The 21,681-nt window shown below is 39.3% G+C and carries 14 protein-coding genes; 11 read left to right on the top strand and 3 right to left on the bottom strand.

Annotated elements, in window-relative coordinates:
* Window positions 1-33 precede the first annotated feature (33 nt).
* From tatC to mdoH, 8 genes are all read left to right on the top strand, one after another.
* Window positions 34-774 carry a twin-arginine translocase subunit TatC gene (gene tatC, locus R0J88_RS14475; protein WP_006793859.1) on the top strand — a complete coding sequence of 247 codons (741 nt, stop codon included), beginning with the start codon at window positions 34-36 and terminating at the stop codon, window positions 772-774.
* Window position 775: 1 nt separating this feature from the next.
* The gene (locus R0J88_RS14470; protein WP_410900242.1) at window positions 776-1,276 is read left to right on the top strand and encodes a hypothetical protein; all 501 of its coding nucleotides are present in this window, start codon (window positions 776-778) and stop codon (window positions 1,274-1,276) included.
* Window positions 1,276-2,061 (top strand): TatD family hydrolase, encoded by a 786-nt coding sequence (locus R0J88_RS14465; RefSeq protein ID WP_410900241.1) that lies wholly within the window; start codon window positions 1,276-1,278, stop codon window positions 2,059-2,061. The genes R0J88_RS14470 and R0J88_RS14465 overlap by 1 nt, the downstream gene beginning before the upstream one ends.
* Window positions 2,061-3,914 carry a diguanylate cyclase gene (locus R0J88_RS14460; protein WP_410900240.1) on the top strand — a complete coding sequence of 618 codons (1,854 nt, stop codon included), beginning with the start codon at window positions 2,061-2,063 and terminating at the stop codon, window positions 3,912-3,914. The genes R0J88_RS14465 and R0J88_RS14460 overlap by 1 nt, the downstream gene beginning before the upstream one ends.
* Before the next feature lie 12 nt (window positions 3,915-3,926).
* Window positions 3,927-4,937 carry a porphobilinogen synthase gene (gene hemB / locus R0J88_RS14455; protein ID WP_410900239.1) on the top strand — a complete coding sequence of 337 codons (1,011 nt, stop codon included), beginning with the start codon at window positions 3,927-3,929 and terminating at the stop codon, window positions 4,935-4,937.
* Window positions 4,938-5,067: 130 nt separating this feature from the next.
* Window positions 5,068-7,794 carry an ExeM/NucH family extracellular endonuclease gene (locus R0J88_RS14450; protein WP_410900238.1) on the top strand — a complete coding sequence of 909 codons (2,727 nt, stop codon included), beginning with the start codon at window positions 5,068-5,070 and terminating at the stop codon, window positions 7,792-7,794.
* 253 nt (window positions 7,795-8,047) lie between these two features.
* Complete coding sequence (locus R0J88_RS14445; protein ID WP_410900237.1) at window positions 8,048-9,667, top strand: glucan biosynthesis protein; 1,620 nt, start codon at window positions 8,048-8,050, stop codon at window positions 9,665-9,667.
* Window positions 9,639-11,600, top strand: coding sequence for a glucans biosynthesis glucosyltransferase MdoH (gene mdoH, locus R0J88_RS14440; RefSeq protein WP_410900236.1), 1,962 nt, complete (start codon window positions 9,639-9,641; stop codon window positions 11,598-11,600). Before R0J88_RS14445 ends, mdoH begins: the two co-directional genes overlap by 29 nt.
* A gap of 150 nt (window positions 11,601-11,750) precedes the next feature.
* Here the strand turns inward: mdoH and fusA are convergent, their stop codons facing one another.
* Window positions 11,751-13,835, bottom strand: a complete 2,085-nt coding sequence (gene fusA / locus R0J88_RS14435) for an elongation factor G (protein WP_410900235.1) — start codon at window positions 13,833-13,835, stop codon at window positions 11,751-11,753.
* Between the two features lie 503 nt (window positions 13,836-14,338).
* On the opposite strand from fusA, the gene R0J88_RS14430 reads away from it, so the two are divergent.
* Complete coding sequence (locus R0J88_RS14430; RefSeq protein ID WP_410900234.1) at window positions 14,339-17,317, top strand: DUF3857 domain-containing transglutaminase family protein; 2,979 nt, start codon at window positions 14,339-14,341, stop codon at window positions 17,315-17,317.
* Window positions 17,318-17,690: 373 nt separating this feature from the next.
* On the opposite strand, the gene ylqF is transcribed toward R0J88_RS14430, so the two are convergent.
* On the bottom strand, window positions 17,691-18,644 hold the full coding sequence (gene ylqF / locus R0J88_RS14425; protein ID WP_008127168.1) for a ribosome biogenesis GTPase YlqF: 954 nt from the start codon (window positions 18,642-18,644) through the stop codon (window positions 17,691-17,693).
* Between the two features lie 245 nt (window positions 18,645-18,889).
* On the opposite strand from ylqF, the gene R0J88_RS14420 reads away from it, so the two are divergent.
* Entirely contained in the window at window positions 18,890-19,537 is a 648-nt protein-coding gene (locus R0J88_RS14420; RefSeq protein ID WP_410900233.1) for a hypothetical protein, read from the top strand.
* Between the two features lie 61 nt (window positions 19,538-19,598).
* Entirely contained in the window at window positions 19,599-19,937 is a 339-nt protein-coding gene (locus tag R0J88_RS14415) for a hypothetical protein (protein WP_410900232.1), read from the top strand.
* Window positions 19,938-20,012: 75 nt separating this feature from the next.
* On the opposite strand, the gene R0J88_RS14410 is transcribed toward R0J88_RS14415, so the two are convergent.
* Window positions 20,013-21,677: an NERD domain-containing protein gene (locus R0J88_RS14410; RefSeq protein ID WP_410900231.1), complete on the bottom strand. Its 1,665-nt coding sequence runs from the start codon at window positions 21,675-21,677 to the stop codon at window positions 20,013-20,015.
* Window positions 21,678-21,681 lie beyond the last annotated feature (4 nt).

Below are 21,681 nucleotides of genomic sequence, written 5' to 3'. Positions count from 1 at the left end.
CTATGGTCAACTTACTAAATGGTATAAATAAAAATGGTTGAGGAAGTAAAATCGGGGTTTGTAGCTCATTTAATAGAGCTGCGTGACAGGCTTATAAAATCACTGTTGAGTATTTTAGTTATTTTTATTGCAATAGTGTATTTTGCAAACGATATATACGCGTTTGTTGCACAGCCGTTAGTCTCTCATTTGCCAAGCACTGCAACCATGATTGCAACCGATGTCACTGCCCCCTTCTTTGCCCCATTTAAGCTGACTTTATTTGTTGCATTATTTGCGTCTATACCTTGGATATTGCATCAAATTTGGGGGTTCATAGCGCCGGGATTATATCAGCATGAAAAGAAAATGCTGATGCCTATTCTTGCTTCCAGTATTTTACTATTTTATGGCGGTATCGCATTTTGCTATTTTGTAGTGCTACCCATTATTTTAGGTTTTTTTACCAATACGGGGCCTGAAATGATGACCCTAGCGCCAGATATAAGTAGTTATTTAGGGTTTGTATTAAAGCTGTTTTTTGCGTTTGGCGTCGCATTTGAAATTCCAGTTGCTATTATGCTTTTGTGCTGGAGTGGTGCAACGACAACAACGAGCTTAAAAGAAAAGCGCCCTTATATTGTGGTGGGTGTTTTTGTTGTGGCGATGTTTTTAACGCCGCCCGATGTTTTATCGCAGACATTATTAGCATTTCCGATGTTGCTTTTGTTTGAATTAGGTTTAATTTTAGCGAAGTTTTACACTGCTAAACCACGAGAAGAAGTTGAGGAATAAAATGAAAAAACAAATACTCTCACTAATGGTTATATTGAGCGCACCTGCATTTTCTGCGCAATCAGACATTAATACTCAAGCGCTAAAAGCGTGTAGCTTTATCGAAAATGACTTCAACCGCCTCTTGTGTTACGACAATACAATGGCGGGTAAACCACTTACACAATCAACAGTAACCCAAAAAGTTAAAGCGCCAACAACAGCCACCAATGTCCCTGTTGTTGCAGTTGAAACGCCAAAGGATGACTTTGGTTTAGAGCACAAAAAAGACCGAGCAGAAAAAGACAGTGAAATAAAAGCAGCGGTAACATCTGTTGACAAAGCCCCCTATGGCGAGCTGATCATCACTTTGGATAACAACCAAAAATGGCGCCAAGTTGGTTCTGATAGCATGCGTTTGAAAAAGTCTGATGCTGTAACCATTACCCGCGGTGCATTTAACTCATTTTTATTACGAAAAGATGGTCAAAACCGTTCTATTCGCGTTAAACGAACTAAGTAATGCCTTACACACTGGTTGATGCTGGCGTTAACTTAGCAAACCATCAGTTTGATGGTGAGCATTCAGATATCATCTCCCGTGCTCAAAGCGCGGGTGTCGAAAAAATGCTGCTTATTGGTTGCGACATCTCATCAAGTGAGCAATCTTTAGCACTTGCTAAAAGCTATCACTTGTTTTCAACCGCCGGTATTCATCCACATGATGCCAAAACAGCAACTGATTCATTAGAAGACCAATTAACACTGCTTGCCACTCAACCTCAGGTTGTTGCTATTGGTGAATGCGGGCTTGATTATAACCGTGATTTTTCGCCTCGAAATGTTCAACGTAGCGTATTGAGACGCCAACTTGCACTAGCCGAAAAGTTAAATTTACCGGTTTATTTGCATGAGCGTGATGCGAGTGATGACATGATCAATATTCTTACGGAGTTCAATGTTCGCGGTGTGCTTCACTGCTTTACAGGAGACGAAAACGCACTCAAAAGCTATTTAGCATTAGGGCTATACATTGGTATCACAGGGTGGGTTTGTGATGAAAGACGCGGACAAGCATTGCAAGCTTTAGTTCCAAGCATTCCCTTAAACCGCTTACTTATAGAAACTGATGCGCCTTTTTTAATTCCACGCACAGTTAAACCAAAGCCTAAGTCGCGAAGAAATGAGCCAGCACTATTAACGCATGTCTGCCAAACACTTGCTGAGCTATATCAAATAGATGCCAAGAGTGTGGCTAAGCAAACAACAGATAACTTTTATACTGTTTTTGGTTTAGAAGCCCGTTAATGAACAGTTTAAAGGCTGCTATTTGCCTACTTATAGTGCTTTTCACTTTTAAAAGCTTTGCGTCTACCGTAGTAATAAATTCAGATTTTTCATCCCATATCGTTACAAATCTTACTTATTCTTTTGAGCCTTCATCGATAGAAACAGCTTTACAACTTGAGCCTAATCAATGGCATTCGGTTAACACCAAACTGTTAAATTTTGGCCTAGAAAGCCGCCCTGTTTGGGTTACGTTTGAAATAAATAACACGTTAAATAGTCGCTTTAGTCCATTAATTTTAATAGACAATCCATTTTTAAATGAAGTTCAGCTGTTTCACTTGAGAAATGCACAAATACTGTCAGAAATGCGGCTAGGTGATTCATTCTCACTTGACGAACGTACTATCAAGAGTGAGTTTTTGTTAACTAAATTAACGCTTCCAGCAAGCTCCTCCACTCGGGTTATTCTCAAAGTTAGTAACCCATCAGGTTTACGTATCCCTATCAGTTTATGGCAACAAGATGTTTATTTAACTCAAAAAGAGGGTTTTAACTTAGTTTATGGATTAATGGTCGGCTTTTTAGCAGCATTGGCATTAAGCTGTATATTTTTGTATGGATTTACTCGAAAGCGCTATTTTGCACTAGCGGGAGCGATCACTTTCACGCTAGGGCTTTTTTTAGCGTACCTTGGCGGCTTTGGATTTCGTTACTTGCACCCAAATACTCCCACAATCCAACAAGTAATAATGCCAATATTACTTATTTTAATCGCGCTATTGTTTTTCCCTCTTCAACAACAAATGTGCAAGCCTCACGCTCAAAAAATTATACGTGTGCAAAAGTTAATAACAAAATTGCTTGCTGTCTCTCTATTATTTATTTGGCTACTTCCTAACTGGTTGGTCACTGCATATTGCCTAATATTAACCCCTCTTGTTTTAAGTCTGTACTTTTTAACAACCTACTTATCTACTCGCTCCCACCCTTCAAAATCTATAAATGCATTATTACTAGCTTTAGGCTTTTTTAATGCAGTAACGGTTTATTTTATTATAACCGTGATGGGATGGTACACCTTTGAAACGATGGGGTTGGTCATTGTATCGGTGTTCTTTTTTAGTTGTACATTTTGCTTGTGTTATGCAGTTATGAAGCAATTTATAACTGAACGAGATGAGCAGATAATCGAACAACAAACTGTGATTGCAGAAAGTACGGCTCAAGATACACTGTTAAAAGAGCGACTCGCACTTCAAGAAGAAGCTCAGTACGAACTTGAATCACAAGTAGATGAGCGCACGTTTGAGCTACAAGTAACACTTAGAGAACTTGAAGAAAAAAACAGAGAGCTTGAACAGCTAAATACAGAAGATGCGCTAACAGGCGCTAAAAACCGCCGCTTTTTTGATAAGAAACTGGTAATGGAACTTCGTCGTTCACGAAGAGAGCAAACACCGCTAAGTATTATTATGATTGATATCGATCACTTTAAAACAATTAACGATACCTACGGACACTTAAGCGGTGATAACGTTATAAAAGCAACTGCTGATATTATCAAACGCTTTTTGAAACGACCGCTGGATGAGGTCGCTCGCTATGGCGGTGAGGAGTTTGTAATTTTACTCCCTAACACTGCAAACCAAGGCGCTTTTGATATAGCAGAACAAATACGACTACATATATACCAAAACCCAGTCATTGTTGCAGGTGCTGAGATTAAATTTACGATTAGTGCCGGTGTCTATACATTTATCGCTGATGATATAAATACCCCTGAGTTATTCACGGAATGCGCAGATAAAGCACTTTATAGCGCTAAACAACAAGGTCGTAACCAAGTTGTTAATTTTGAAACTATACAATAGGAGCATAGTAATATGGCCCAATCTGGACTAGACCTTTTCCCATATACTCGTATGCGCAGAATGCGCCGCGATGACTTTTCTCGTCGTCTAATGGCCGAAAACCACCTTAGCGTAAATGACCTTATTTACCCTGTTTTTGTACTAGAAGGTAAAAATCGCCGAGAAGTCATCGAATCTATGCCTGGAATTGAACGTTTATCGATTGATTTTTTGCTTGAAGAAGCAAAAGAGCTTGTAGATTTAGGTGTACCTGCCGTGGCTATTTTTCCGGTAACTCCTGGTGACAAAAAATCCCTGATGGCTGAAGAAGCCTTTAATGAAGATGGCTTAGCACAACGTACTGTGCGCGCTTTAAAAGAAGCTTTTCCTAAGCTTGGGGTTATTACCGATGTAGCCCTTGACCCATTTACTACTCACGGTCAAGACGGCATTATTGATGATAAAGGTTATGTAATTAATGACATAACCACTGAAATTCTTGTTAAGCAGGCGCTTTCGCACGCCGAGGCAGGCGCAGATGTAGTTGCGCCATCTGACATGATGGATGGTCGTATTGGCGCTATTCGCGAAGCACTTGAAGCAGATGGCCATATCCATACACGTATTATGGCTTATTCAGCTAAATATGCTTCTAGCTACTACGGGCCTTTTAGAGACGCTGTTGGCTCTGCAGGTAACTTAAAAGGGGCCGACAAAAAAACCTATCAAATGGATCCTGCCAACTCAGATGAAGCAATTAGAGAAGTCGCGCTTGATTTACAAGAAGGTGCCGACATGGTGATGGTTAAACCCGGTATGCCCTACCTTGATATTGTGCGCCGCGTTAAAGACGAATTTGGTGTACCTACTTTCGCATATCAGGTCAGTGGCGAATATGCAATGCACAAAGCAGCGATTGATAACGGTTGGCTGAGCGAAGAAGCCACAATTATGGAGTCTTTACTCGCTTTTAAGCGCGCAGGTGCTGATGGCATATTAACCTATTTCGCTAAGCAAGCCGCGCAATACCTCACTAAAAAGTAAGTAATTGATAAAAAGGCGGTAAAACCGCCTTTTGTTTACATTCATTAACATAATTGTATTATTTTTGTCATTTAGATTCTCTAAACTGGTGTCCCATTTTGGGATTTAAATACACGGGAATAATAAAAAAATGTTTAAAACAAAAATAACGCCACTGGCGCTTGTACTAGCAGGTCTTAGTGCACCAGCGTCCGCTAACTTAATCATATCTGAGTATGTTGAAGGTAGCAGTAATAATAAAGCCATTGAAATCTACAATAACGGTACCTCTGAAGTATCTCTAGATGAAGTAACTCTAAATGTATTTTTTAACGGTAAAACCGAAGCCAGTGGAGTAGTTACGCTTGAAGGAACTCTGGCAGCTGAGAAAACATATGTAATTGCGCATACAAGTGCAAATGACAACTTAGCAGCCCTTTCTGATTTACAAAGCAGCAGTATCGGCTTTAATGGTGATGACGCTATCGTATTAATGCTAGGAGATACAGTGATTGATAGCTTTGGCCAACGTGGTGTAGATCCTGGCTCATCTTGGTCAGAGGGCGGGGTAGAAACTGCAAACAAAACATTAAGACGCAAAGATGGAATAGTGACAGGTCGTGTTACTCCTGATGCAAACTTTAATCCAAGCGAAGAATGGACGCAGTTCGATCAAAATGAGTTTACTGGTCTCGGTTCTCATGCGGGTAATGGTGGCGGAACAGAGCCTGAACCAGATCCAATTGATCCAATCGTATGTGCTGCAGACAAAACGCTAATTAGTGCTATTCAAGGCGAAGGAAACGAAAGCCCACTCGTTGACACACTAGTAGAACTAGAAGGTATTGTTACTGCCGACTTCCAAGGCGATGATGAACTTAAAGGTTTCTTTGTAACTTCTCTTGCCGCTGATGAAGATACAAACCCACTAACTTCTGAAGGTGTATTTGTTTACTTTGCAGATACAGATGTAAACGTTGGCGATCACGTACGCGTTCAAGGTACAGTTGATGAATACTTCGATTCAACGCAAATATCTGATGTTGTTCAAGTTGCGGTATGTGCAACGGGTCAATCAGTAAGTGCCACTAAAATTTCTTTACCTTTAGCAAGCCAAGATGATTTAGAAGCCTTTGAAGGGATGCTGGTTACTTTAGACCAAGAGTTAGTTGTAACAAATAACTTTGGTTTAGGCCGTTACGGTGAAGTTGAGCTTGCAACAGAACGTTTATACCAAGGCACACAAGTTGCTATGCCTGGCGATGCAGCTAACGCTGTTGAAGTAGAAAACCTAACTAAAAAAATCTTAGTTGATGACGGTTCAACTGTTCAAAACTCAGATCCTACTGCTTACCCGACCCCAGGTTTATCAGCAGAAAACACATTACGTACAGGCGATAGTGTGAACAGCGTAACAGGTGCATTAGCGTATAGCTTTAGCACATATCGTATTCACCCAACAGTTGCACCGCAATTTATTGCAACTAATCCACGTGAAGACGCACCGGAACTAAATCCTGAAGCAGACATACGTGTTGCAAGCTTTAACGTTCTAAACTACTTCAACGGTGACGGCCAAGGCGCTGGTTTCCCAACTAGCCGCGGCGCTGACTCACTTGAAGAATTTGTTCGCCAAGAAGCTAAGTTAGTAAGTGCAATTAGCGCAATGCAAGCTGACGTTGTCGGTTTAATGGAAATTGAAAACGATGGCTTTGGTGAGTTTAGTGCAATTGCAAGTTTAGTAAACGCACTAAATGATGCTGACAGTGCTAACGAATATGCTTTTGTAGACTTTAATGTTAACCAAGTAGGTACTGACGCAATAACAACAGCACTTATTTACCGCGCAAACAAAGTTGAAGAAGTAGGGTCTGCTGCTATTACTACCGCAGCACCATTTGATTTCAGCAACCGTACACCTATCGCACAAAGCTTTAAATCGTTAGAGTCGCAAGAAGTATTTACTGTTGCAGTTGCGCATTTAAAATCAAAAGGCGGTTGTCGTAGTGCAAGTGGCGCTAATGAAGATCAAAACGATGGTCAAGCATGTTGGAATGAAATCCGTACAGAAGGTGCAAGCGCATTTGCTGATTGGTTAGACAGCAAACCAACAGGTGTAGACGACGAAGATATTATCTTAGTGGGTGATATGAACGCCTACGCGATGGAAGATCCAATTCGCAAATTTGACGAAAAAGGCTACAAAAATGTTGTTGCTAAGCTTGATGGTAATACATTAGCTTACTCTTACAGCTTCTCAGGCCGTGCTGGTAGCCTTGACCATGCAGTGGCGACTGAGTCTTTACTTAGTAAAGTAGTGGCTGCTAAAGATTGGCACATTAATGCCGATGAGCCTATCGTGCTTGATTACAATGTAGAGTTTAAGAGCGAAGGGCATCAGTCTACTCTTTACTCAGAAAGTGCATACCGCGCGTCTGATCATGACCCTGTGATTGTTGATATCAAATCTGAAGTTGTGCTTACACCAGAAGAACAAACTCCTGTGGTTGCCCCAGATCAAGTATTCTCTATTGATGAAAACAGCGCTGTAGGTACTGTTATTGGCATGCTTGATTACTCAGATCCTAACCCTGAAGATTCACCTGTTGTTAAATTTATCGTGTCTGAAAACGATAGTGTGTCAATTAATGATCAAGGTCAGCTAATTGTTGCTGGTGAAATTGATTATGAATTTGAAAACCGCATTACGTTTACCGTACAAGTTGAAGATAGCGTTGGTAATGTATCAAAAGCTGAAAAAGTTGCTGTGAAGGTAAATAACTTGCGTTCAGATGATGATAACGATGCTGGCTCATTGCTTTGGTTATCTCTTCTTTTAGCACCACTTTCTATAGTGCGTCGCTTTAAAAAGAAATAATTAGCTTAAAGTAAGAAATAAAAAGCCGCATTCGCGGCTTTTTTTATTCCTCTGTAAAAATAATTCAGACAAGCTTCAGCTATCCCCCCTTAATATCTTTTGCGTTAGGTAGTTCATTTTTTATTAAATGTAACTTTACAAACCTCGTAACTTCAGTACTTAACATCAAATTCATAGATTAATTTAGGCTTACCCATTAAGTAAAAAAATCACTTTTAAATGTGACCTAGCCGTTTTCATAAAGGAAGAAAAAATGAAGCAACTTATCAAATTAACAACACGATGGCAGTCTCATACTAAATCGATTTTGGGTTTATTTATTGCACTTTCAACATTTGCAGTTAGTAACCAAGCATTAGCAAGTACCACCAAAGCCTCTATTTCACAAAGTAGTTTATTTGATGTTATCAGCGCACGTGCAAAAAAATTAGCCAGTGAAGACTATAAGGCGCCAAACAATATTGAACTTGATGCACTAAATAACATTAATTATCAGGATTACCGCTCCATTCGTTTTAAGCAAGATCAAGCTGTTTGGAAAGATGATGGTTTGTATGAATTACAGCTATTTCATCCTGGTTTTTTATACAAAACGCCGGTGACAATAAATACTGTTGATAGCGACTCAAAACACAGCAGACTTCCCTTTAATACTGACTTTTATAATTACGATGGAACGGCTACACCGCTAAAAGATGAGTTAACTAAAAGCACAACCAATACACAGCTTGGCCATGCAGGTTTTAGGCTTCACTACCCTTTAAATACTAATACTTATAAAGATGAGATTATGGTGTTTCAAGGTGCTTCTTATTTTCGTGTTGTAGGTCCAAACCAAGTTTATGGCCTTTCAGCTCGCGGATTAGCAATTGATACAGCGCTTGCATCTGGCGAAGAGTTCCCTATGTTTAAAGAGTTTTGGCTAGTAAAACCGACAGCAGAACAAACTAGCATTGTACTGTTTGCATTACTTGATAGCCCATCAGTATCTGGCGCTTATAAATTTAATATTGACCCTACTACCAACACAACCGTTAAAATAGACATGCAAATATTTGCCCGTAAAGACGTGAAAAAGTTAGGCATCGCACCACTAACGAGCATGTTTTATCATGGTGAAAATAGCACAAAATTTTTTGATGATTATCGTCCTGAGGTGCATGACTCTGATGGCTTGTTAACTCAATCACAGGATGACAAGTGGGTATGGCGCCCACTGAATAATCCATCGCAACTGAGTGTTACGTCATTTGCGTACGAAAACCCTAAAGGTTTTGGGCTTGCGCAGCGCGACCGTGACTTTAATAACTATTTTGATATAGAAGCACATTACCATGATCGCCCAAGCCTGTGGATTGAACCTCAGGGTGAATGGGGCAATGGCCGTGTTGAGCTAGTAGAAATTCCAACAGATACCGAAACAAACGACAACATTGTTAGTTACTGGGTACCAGAAAACCCCTTCAAAGCAGGTGATTCATTAAAACTTAGCTACAAAATGAGTACGTTTAATAGCAGTTTAAACAAACATGAAAAAGCACATGTAGTGCGTACTCGTATCGGCAGCGCAGCATTGCCCGGTGAAGATAACCCGCCACCACAAAGCCATCGTCAATTCACTGTTGATTTTTCAGGCCCCGCTCTAAATGCTCTCTCTGAACAACTTAAGTTAAATGCAGATATTCAGCTTACTACGGGTGAAGTAAGTGATGTATCCGTTCAAAAGTTACCAGAAGGGTACGGCTGGCGTGTTGCTTTTAAAATTGCACCACAAGACGACAAACCCGTCGATATGCGCTTATCGTTAAAACTACGTGACAAAGACATTAGTGAGGTATGGAGCTATGTTTGGTATCCAAATGACATCAAGTAAGCAAAACAAAGGAACACCTATGCCATTTAAAACAGCTCGTGTATGGCTTTTTGCAATTGCCGCTATATTCATATCAGGCTATGGCATATCAATCATGTTCGACATACTTAACTCAAACGGCATGACGTTGCTTGAGTATGCACTGCTTGTCTTATTTTCTATTACATTTGCATGGATAGTGACGGCATTTTGTAGTGGCACAATAGGGTTTGTATCACAGCTATTTCGTATCGATCCACTTACCTTAAAGCGCATAAAACCAATCGCGATTCACGCCCAAGCTATTGCTAAGCAAAAAACAGCGGTTGTAATGCCTATTTACAACGAAGACACCCACCGTGTAATTGCTGGTTTTGAAGTAAGTCTTGCGTCGCTTAAAGAGACCGGACAGCTCGAACACTTTGATTTTTACTTACTAAGCGATACACAAGACCCGCAGATAGCCGAGAATGAACTCAATGCATGGCACGCAATGTGCGAGCGCTTAGGAGATACTGCCAAACATATTTTTTATCGCCGCCGTGAAGACAATAAACACCGCAAAGTAGGCAACCTAACGGATTTTTGTGAACGCTGGGGTAGTAAATACGATCATATGATTGTACTCGATGCAGACAGTATAATGACTGGCAAGTGTATGCTTGAGTTAACAACTAGCATGCTAAATAACCCACAAGCAGGTCTTATTCAGACAATCCCTATTCCGGTTCGCCAAGATACTTTTTTTGGTCGCTTTTTACAATTCGCATCGGTACTCTACAGCCCTATGCTAGCTACTGGCTCTGCTTTTTGGCAAACCGATCAAGCTAACTACTGGGGACATAACGCAATTATAAGGGTCGATGCCTTTATTAAATGTTGTGGTTTACCAATATTAAAAGGGAATGCACCTTTTGGTGGTGAAATTCTCAGCCACGACTTTGTTGAGGCTTCTTTACTTCACTCAGCTGATTGGGATGTACTGTTGTTATCTGAAATTGAAGGTAGCTATGAAGAAGTTCCAAGCAATATATTAGACTACGCAATTCGTGATAGGCGCTGGGTACAAGGCAATATTCAACACCTTGGTTTATTGTCATCAAATAAATTAAAGCTTATGAGTAAGTTTCATTTTTTACTGGGTGCCACAGCATATATATCGTCGCTTATTTGGCTATCAATGCTCGCATTAAGTACTATTGATGCAGTTACCCGCGCATTAAACAGTGATGTCTATTTTAATCGTGCTTATCAGTTATTCCCTACATGGCAAATAGCTAAAACAGATTTAATTGACTCATTACTTTATTTAACCATTATTATTTTATTAATGCCTAAGTTAATGGGGGTCATTGTTACCCTAGTCCACAGAAATAAGCGTTTTGGTGGGTCAATTAAACTCATAGCTGGTTCAATTATTGAAACTTTGTTTGCCGTTATTGTGGCACCGCTGATGATGGTTTTTCATGCTTACTTTGTAGTATGTGTATTTTTAGGTAAAAAAGTAACGTGGGATGCTCAACCGCGAGAAGGCCGCATGGTGTCGTGGAAAGAAGCCTTTGGCTATACACTATTTTCAACCGTAGTTGCAGTTGTTTGGGGCGGGGTTGCTTATTACTTTACCCCTGTATTTTTCTGGTGGTTATCACCTATTTTACTAGGGCTGATACTTGCAGCTCCCATTGTTCGTTACTCGAGTAGTATTAAGTTTGGTGTAGCGCTCAGAAAACTAGGTATATTTATATGCCCTAGTGAAGTCGATAACAGCAAAACACTCGCTGCACTTAAAGTACATTTACAAACAGTATCAGTACCAAGCAAAGGGCAATACCCTGAAGCTTTGCCAGTACTACCCGCAGAGCAATTAACAACAATGCCAGTACAACGTTTTCATCGTGTTCGTAAGCTAAAAATCAAAACCCTCAAAGCAAAGTTAATTAGAAGGTTTAATTAACCGTACCATCACACTAAAAAGGAGCGCTTAGCGCTCCTTTTTTTATGCTTAAAATATATGCTAACTATAGATTTCACAGAAGCTAGAAAAAATTTTAATCAATAAAAAACCCGCAACATGTGCGGGTTTTTTTAGAGTTTAAAAGGCTAATTACTTAGCAGCTTTTTTCTCTTTTTCTGCAGCGATTACCGTTTCAGATACGTTAGCTGGACAAGGTGCGTAGTGTGAGAACTCCATAGAGAACTGACCACGGCCTGATGTCATTGTACGTAGTGAACCGATGTAACCAAACATTTCTGATAACGGAACGTCAGCTTTAATGCGAACGCCAGTTAAACCAGCTTCTTGGTCGCTTAGCATACCACGACGACGGTTAAGGTCACCGATTACGTCACCAACGTGATCCTCTGGCGTGAACACGTCAACTTTCATGATTGGCTCAAGAAGTTGTGCGCCCGCTTTAGGGATCGATTGACGGAAAGCGCCTTTAGCAGCGATTTCGAATGCGATTGCAGATGAATCCACGGCGTGGAAGCCACCGTCGAAAAGTTCTACTTCAACGTCAAGTACAGGGAAGCCAGCTAGCACACCCTCTTGCATCATTGATTTAAAGCCTTTCTCAACTGCAGGCCAGAATTCTTTAGGTACGTTACCACCAACAACTGATGATGTGAACGTGAAGCCTGAACCCACTTCGCCTGGCTTGATGCGGTAATCAATTTTACCGAACTGACCAGAACCACCAGATTGTTTCTTATGCGTGTAGCTATCTTCGATTTCACGAGTGATAGTTTCACGGTAAGCAACCTGTGGTTGACCAACAATAAGGTCTACACCGTAAGTACGCTTAAGGATATCTACTTTGATATCTAAGTGAAGCTCACCCATACCTTTAAGGATAGTTTCGCCTGAATCTTCATCAGTCTCAACTTGGAAAGATGGATCTTCTGCAACCATTTTACCGATAGCAACACCCATTTTCTCATTACCGCCTTTATCTTTAGGCTGTACAGCAATCGAGATTACTGGAGTTGGGAATACCATTGGTTCAAGTGTTACTGGGTGCTTAGGATCACAAAGAGTGTGACCAGTTTGCACGTTCTTCATACCAACGATAGCGATGATGTCACCAGCTTGTGCTGAAGTTAACTCTTTACGCTCATCAGCTTGCATTTCTACCATACGGCCAACACGTTCTGTTTTACCTGTAAACGCATTAAGGATAGTGTCACCCTTGTTAAGCTTACCAGAGTAGATACGTACGAATGTTAATGCACCAAAGCGGTCATCCATGATTTTAAATGCAAGCGCTTTGAAAGGTTCGTCTGCAGAAACAATTGCAAACTCGCCGTTTTCATTACCTTCTTCATCCATAAGAGGTTGAGGATCAACTTCTGTAGGAGCAGGTAAGTAATCAACAACAGCATCAAGTACTAGTTGAACACCTTTGTTTTTAAATGCAGAACCACAGAACGTTGGGAAGAACGCAAGGTCACGAGTACCTTTACGGATACAACGCTTGATATCTTCAACAGAAGGTACTTCACCTTCCATGTACGCTTCCATTAGGTCATCGTCTTGCTCTACAGCAGTTTCGATAAGCATTTCATGGTATTCTTCAGTTTTTTCTACCATGTCTGCAGGAACGTCTGTGATTTCGTAGTTTTCAGGAAGACCAGTGTCATCCCAAACGTATGCTTTTTTAGTAAGAACGTCTACAACACCAACAAAATCATCTTCAATACCGATTGGTAAAGTCATGATTAATGGTACAGCACCAAGTACTTTACGTACTTGCTCAGTTACACGGTAAAAATCAGCACCCATACGGTCTAATTTGTTTACGAAAATAATACGTGCAACTTCTGATTCGTTCGCGTAGCGCCAGTTAGTTTCTGATTGTGGCTCAACACCACCAGAACCACAGAAAACACCAACACCGCCATCAAGTACTTTAAGTGAACGGTAAACCTCAACTGTGAAGTCAACGTGTCCAGGAGTATCGATAACGTTGAAACGGTGATCTTTCCAGAAACAGCTTACAGCCGCAGACTGGATAGTAATACCGCGCTCAGCTTCTTGTTCCATGAAGTCAGTTGTAGATTCACCATCATGAACCTCACCTGTTTTATGGATTTGACCAGTAAGCTTCAGGATACGCTCAGTAGTCGTGGTTTTACCCGCATCAACGTGCGCGAAAATACCAATGTTTCTGTACTTCGATAAATCTGCCATTATTTTACTCTTAATAAAGTCGAAAAATTATTCGGCGGGAGTATAGCATTACTTAAAGCGAACATCACCATAGAAGTCGCTTAAAATGCAATCAATTCACTATATTTTTTTTACAAAGAGAATATATTAACGACACAACACGCTGTTTATTATATAAACCAATAAAAACGTTAGGCTTTATTTCATAAACACTGCATTTTAAATAATGCTTCTTAATTTTGTATCGGTAACTTAAAAGGCCTTATTGATATCGAGCATATTGTTATGTTTAATAATTTTTACTGCAGCTGCGCCCTTTAAGGTATAAATAAATAGTCGTAAATTCTCCCATAAACACATTGAAGAAAGGTTTATTTAATTAAAGTTAAAGCAGGCGAGTATTTAAAAATAACGCATTACTAAAGCTCTTCACGATTCAATCTGTATGATAATATCGATTAAAAATAGGCCACTATATAAACCTATAAGTGGTATGCATTAATAACAAATAATAAGAATTAAAAATGAAACGGACATTTCTTTACCCTATTTATTGGCTACTAACATGTGTTTTATTTCTATGTAATGCACCAGCTTATGCTACGCAATATAAAATAGATGCACCTGGTAATTGGGTCACCCTACATGACGTAAAACAGCCCCAAAAAAGTGATATGGCAAAAGTGCGCGATGGCACACTTTACCTATTACTCGACAACCAAACTTATGTTCCTGAACGTCAAAAGCAACAACGATACACACGCCTAGTAATGCAAGCACTTAATCAAAGTGGCGTTGACTATATAAGCCAGTTAAGTCTCGATTTTGACCCAAGCTATCAGACCCTAACATTGCACACACTCTCCATAATTAGAGATGGTAAGCACATAGATAAGCTTTCAACTGCAAGGTTATCTGTTATCCAGAGCGAGCCTGAATTAGCTGATAAAATTTATAACGGAAGGCTTTCTTTAAATATCATTGTTGACGATATGCGAAGCGGAGATATGCTCGATTATAGCTACAGTGTTACCGGCAGTAATCCTATCTATGCCAATAAATTTAGTACTCGGCGCACACTAAGGTGGTCAGTGCCCGTAGTGCAACAGTATATGCGTGTTTTATGGGGTAAAAAAACACCTCTTAATATAAAAACCATAAATGGCACTGCCGAAACAAAACAGACTGAAAACCAATACGGTACGGACTACTCTATATCAGAGTTCGAAGCCCCTTTACTCACGCAAGACTCTGAAACACCCACCTGGTACAACCCATACATGCAAGTTTATCTCTCTGAATATAATAGTTGGGACGAAGTTGTTAATTGGGCATTACCACTTTATGAGTCAGCAATCGAAACACCCAGTAGTATTAACGCCATAGCGCAATCTATACAGGCACAGCATACCAATACATCCGATAGGATTGCCGCAGCATTACGCTTTAGCCAAGACGAAATACGCCATTTAGGTTTAGAAATGGGCACCAATTCTCATCAGCCAACACCTGCCTCAGAAACGCTATCTCTACGTTATGGTGACTGTAAAGATAAAACAACTCTACTCATTTCATTATTAGAAGCGATGAAAATAGAGGCATACCCTGCTCTTGTAGATACAGAAGAAACTAAGCGCTTAATAGAACTACCGGCAACAGCAAGCGTTTTTAACCACGTAATTGTAACTCTTGAGTACAAAGGCAAACGCTATTGGCTGGATCCAACCATTAGTTATCAACGAGGAACACTTCCCTATTTAGCGCAGCCGGATTACGGATATGCGCTTATTATAAAAAATGGCGAAAATACATTAACGCCTATGGCACAAACTCCTGTGCATAAAAAAGTAACAGTAAACGATCAATTTTATATTCCTAAAACAGTAAAAGAACCGGTCCTATTTACTACCGAATATTCTTATGCCGAGTTTCAGGCTATTAATCGCAGAAGTAATTTAGCGCGCAACGGGCTAGACAGCGTTGCAAAATCATACCTTGAATACTACCAAGGTTTTTTTGACGAGCTCAAAATTGATAAACCCATGGCGGTAAGTGAGGACCAACAAACAGGTCAGTTTATCACTAGCGAGTCGTACCTTATTAGCCAATTTTGGGAAAAAACCAGTGACGGATATGAAGCTGATTTTTACGCCTCTGAAATACAAAACAGTGTTTACGAGCCAAAGCAAACTAATCGCAAAGACCCATTTTATTTTGAATACCCCAATATAATCGACACCAGCATAAAACTTCATTTTACTGAAAAAAACTGGGCGTTTGACAATAGCCAAGACGAGATTGATAACGACTACTTTTATTTAAAAACATCCGTTAGCTTTAATGATAATGTTTTAACGCTAAGCTATCATTTTTACGCAAAGAAAGACTATATTCCCGCTGATAAAATCAGCGACTACCTAGCGCAACGAAACAAACTTATTTCAGCCACGCACTACTCAATTTTAAAGTACGCAAACACAACTGATGCGCCTCAAACAACGGCCGACATACTCGATAACCTTGGAGGTAACTGGCTTAAATACGCACTTGCCGGTTACCTTTTATTATTTATTTTCTTTATTGCAGACTGGCGACTCGAGTCGGCAAAGCGCCCTACTTTTGAAAATAACCCATTTTACGCTGTATCGGTCAGCAAGTTTATTATTTACAGCATTTTAAGCTTAGGTATTTATGTTAACTATTGGTGCTACCGTAACTTTAAAGCTATAAAGCAGCACAGCAATGCCAATATAATGCCTATTGCTCGCGGTATTTTCGCCATTTTATGGTATTACCCCCTTTATCAAGCACTGAAGCAACACAGTGAATTGCAATCAAGTAAAAGTAAAATAATACCAAGCTGGGGGGCTGCTGTTTTATTTTTATTAGTACTTGCAACCACATTGGTTTACCGCATGGAAGAATACGCCACTATCGCATTGCTGGTTATGCCTTTTCTATGGCTTCCATTAGTGAGTTACATAGAGCACGCAAACACCAACCAAAAAGCTTTGCATTACAATTCTTACTGGCGAGTCAGACAGTGCTTTATGTCTCTGGCGCTTTCGCCAATATTACTCTTCGGTGTACTTCAAGAAGCTAATATTTTACCTGGTAGCGCTATAATAAAAGGCGAAAAGTTATGGGCTTATCAAACTCACTTTTTAAAACGTAACCGCCTAACACCAGAAAATGAAGACGTTCTCTATTTTTATAGTGATGCCATGTTTGACTATCGAGACGATGGAAACGGAATAACTGATAATTATATTTTTAGCTACTATAAAAACGATGCTGGAAAGCTTGAGTCAGACCTTAGTCACTTTAATGACATTGATAAAATAGAAACCTCATACGGTAAAACTGAACTAGATAAAACCACTATTAAAGTAATAAAAACAGATGGAAGTGATTTTTTACTTATTGTTAGCAGGTTTAATAAGCTCGATGAAGTGCTAGTTGATAAAATAAATTTACGCTTAAGTGAAAATAAAAAAGAGTAGTTATTTAACGCTAACATACCGATTTAAAAGAGAATAAAACACACATCGAGATAATGATAATTATTTGCATTTGAGTGTTGACAGACACTTAGATCTAATTGATAATCACTATCAACAAGGCAGAACATACAGCTTTGTAACGGAATGACTAACTTGTTTCTCGACCCTGAAACAACGTGTGGCGCACGTTAACAGCTATGGTTACTTGTTATTAACCGCAACGCCCCTTGATGTTGATGATAAGTAACCGCCCTACTATTTTACTTGCTACATTGCTCATATCGGTGACGGTAGATATGAAACTAAAAAAGCCCTTACGGGCTTTTTTTATGTCTGAAGTTTAGTGAGCAACATACTCACATAAGCTCACAATTTAACGGCGGTTTTTTCGTGCGCGTGCACGGCGCTGTTTCTTCTCTTCTTCTTTAGCTGCTTTTTTAGCTTCTGCAGCGGCGCGTAATCCGGCAACCATTATTTCTTCTTCTTCACGCATGGCTGGTGTTTCCATGGTAATGCGACCAATAATGCCATCTCGAAGTTCGTTAATGAGTATTTCAGACATTTTATACGTGTCTATTTGATTACCACCACGAATACAACCACGCTTTTTACCCGCCATTTCCACAAATTCCCAATCACTTTCTGGCAATTCGTTTAACTTATAGCGCGCTTTTAGTAGTTCAGGATAAGCATGCAATAAATACTCAGCGGTGTAACTAGCAACTTCTTCGTACTCAAGTGCAGTGTCGCGTATTGCACCCGTTGCACCTAAACGATAACCTGAATTCTCGTTCTCTACTTTTGGCCAAAGCATGCCTGGCGTATCGTATAGCATAATGCCGTCTTCAAGCTTAATGCGCTGCTGCGCCTTGGTAACCGCAGGTTCATTGCCCGTTTTTGCCACTATACGACCAGCTAATACATTAATTAATGTAGATTTACCCACGTTTGGAATACCCATGATCATGGCTTTTATTTGCTTATCGGCACCCACTTTATGCGGCACTAACTTTTTACAAAGCTCATTAATACGGTGTACTTCAGCGGCTTTATCATGACCAAACGCAATGGCTTTAACACCACTTTCTTGCTCAAAGTAGTCTCTCCATACTTGAGTCATTTTAGGATCGGCTAAATCAGCTTTATTTAAAATTTTGATGACCGGTTTGCCTTCACGAAGGGTTGTCACCATTGGATTTTCGCTACTATAAGGAATGCGTGCGTCAAGCACTTCAATGATCACATCCATTTGTGGCATTATTTCTTTAATTTCATTTCGGGCTTTATTCATGTGCCCAGGGAACCACTGTATTCCTGCTCTACTCATTTGATTTACAAACCTTTTATATCAACTCATAACACCATGGGGTACTGTACGGGGTACTGGGTGAGTAATTTCGATTTATCACCTCATCTAATAGCTCTGAGTTTACAGCATTTACTACCTCTATTGCATAATTTTATAATAAAACCATATTTATAATCATATTTGATAAAAATAATGATTGACTGGAAGCCTTTGCATGAATATCATAAAAATTATCAAGTATGATTTAATTTATAGGTTTTTATATGAATAGTAATTTAGTTAGTTTCTCTATCTCTAAGTGTACTTATGAAAGATTAGAAAAACATGCTGCGGGATTTAATGACACAGCTGACAGAGCTATTAATCGCCTTCTTGATTTAGTAGAAAACTCGAAAGAAAGTACAGCTGAGCTAAAACCTGAACTAACATTTACGGAGCAATTTGATGGCGGTTATAGTGGATTAGATGCTGATGAATTTAAATCTAGGTTAGTCAAAGTACAGAAAGCTGAAATAGTAATTCATTATGCAGATGGTTCGCATAAAGTAAAAATTTGGAAAGCCAGTAAATTTAACAGTGAATCTAAACTATTAGCAAATATATGGTCAGGCCCTTTAAGGGACTGGAAAAAGAAAGGCATAGTTAGAGCAGAGTTAGAAATTTACAACGACAAGTTTATTAAAGAACTTGGGCACAACGTAACTATAGTAAGGAGTGTATCAAAGCTCTTAAATATACCAAGCAGACAGCTGATTCAAGGTAACGTTAAAATAGAGATCATCCAAAACCCGGCTCCGCATCTAAAAATATACTTTATTGAGGGTACTCCTGCATACGCAAGCTCCGTGGGCTTTAACAAAGAAGATAATTGCTATTATCTCACAGAAAAAGATTTAGGCTTTCCACTATAACTAACCGGCATAAAAGCAGGTGAAACGCACCTGCTTTAGTATTTATTTTTAGGAGTAAAAAATGGAGTTATATAAACAGGAGTTTGGTCAAAACTTTGACCTAGGCTTTGACTTAAAAAATCACCCTTATTTAATAGATAAAAGCTGGCACAATGATCTTTGCTCTAGCTTCTATTTTAAAGTAGGTGAGCAATATTATGTACTATGGGTTGATTATGCTGACATAGAGCAAAGAGAGGAAGAAACACTGAGGTATTTGATTGTAGAAGCAGTTAATGAAGGAAACAATAAAGAGCCAGATATCTATGCTGGTAACAGTGAAGTATTGTTTGGATGTGAAGATTACACAGATTTAAAAGAGTTTTTCATAACCATATTAGAGAGCAGCGCTCCCCATTGATTGAACCTTTAAATTATACTAATTAGCAGAAATAAAAATTTGCCTATTAAACAAAATATATTTCTGCTAACAATTTTATGAACTACTAATTAGATTTTTTAACCAAGCCCCAGCCTCTGTATTTGTTGTAATTATATCAAGCCTACTTACCGCTCGAGTGAAAGCAACATATAGATCTTCTTTTGTCAGTGCTATATTTAAGTCAGGCTTATCAGCATGAATAATAATGACATGCTTGGCCTCCAAGCCTTTAAACGACTTAATTGTAGAAAAGTAGACAAAGCCAGACTCATTGAGCTTACTTATATCTTCTGTCAAATTTAAATTAAAAGCTTTTGTCGAAGCTTTCATGCATGAGTTGTCTAATTTAAATGGAGACAAAATAACCGCTCCCCCGTCAGGACTTAAATCATGAATAAGCTCCCAAGCTTTTTGTGCCATGTGCTCTGTTTTACAAATACTGATTAGTGGTAGTTCACCTTTAGGCACTCCCGGCATAGGTTTTACTATTCCACTACAAACCTTATTTGTTGCTGAATTTACTAATTCAGTATTCCTACAATTATGATAAAGACGAAATGTTACTTCAGCACCCAATGTTTCATTTGTACTTTGACCATATAAATCTTGCTTACTATCACCAAAATATAACCACTGAGAGCTTTCTTCTCTAAGAAGTTGATATAAAGCTACAATTCTATCATCACCAAAGTCCTGTCCTTCATCAATTATGATTGCATCATATCTATCATCTTCTCTGAGTAAAGTATCCATAACTCTTTCAGGTAAAATCGTTGAGTAAAAATCTTTTTCATTATTTCCAGTATGATCTTTAGCTATTCCCCAAAATAAAGAGTCAACACTAAAAATTGCATCAGCCAAAATTGGATTCCGAACTTTTAAACTTTCAGCTAGCTTTTTGTTAAAGCAAACAAAAATTGCTTTTCTTCCCTCTTCAAGTAACGCCTGTAATTTCCAAAATGCTAATAACGTCTTACCTGACCCTGCGGGGCCAATAATTGCTACCCTAGGTAAATCAAAAGCGCCACGTAAAGCAGCAAATTGCTGGCGAGTAAGTTCATCTATATTTTTCTCATCTTCTATTGAGTCTAATTCTGTATCCACAGCCACTACACGAAAACGTTGATTAGTTAAAGTCTCAGCAGCTTTATTTACCAGACTTAAACTAAACTTCTTACCCGTTCTTTCATCTCCTTTCGCAAGTAAGGCCTCTTTTATCATTCTCCCCAACTTATGCATACTTTGCTTCGTGACTATTGTCGATGGATCATAAGTATCAATTTTGCCTTCAATTTCACCATTAGGGTATACAACTAACCAAGCATGTAAGCCGGGGAAGTTAGCTCCCAACTCATGCGTTAGCTCTGCTTTCACGAATTTGGCTATCTCATGAAGATTTCTTGTGGCTTGTTCTGGCGGGGGCTCTTTAATTAAATATTCTTGCTGATGATTTTGATAGCTCCCACCAAGCCTGTACCAATTCCCAAATTCATCAACTCTAATTAATTTAGTTCCTTTTACTTCAACCACAGCAAGCCCAATCTCAGGGGCAAGCACTACAAAATCAGCTTGGCCGTCACGAACAAACCCCCGATCATCTTTTAAAGCCCAAGATACGTTGCAGATAACTATCCAATTAGATGGTAACTGTTTTGATAACTGCCTGCGAACTTCTCTTTCCCACTTATCCGATGGAACTGGCCCAATTATACGTGGCATAAAT

Source organism: Pseudoalteromonas sp. SIMBA_162, from assembly GCF_046535955.1.
GTDB classification, from domain to species: Bacteria; Pseudomonadota; Gammaproteobacteria; order Enterobacterales; family Alteromonadaceae; genus Pseudoalteromonas; species Pseudoalteromonas marina.
The sequence above is the reverse complement of the archived record's forward strand: the minus strand, read 5'-3'. Positions and strand labels throughout refer to the sequence as shown.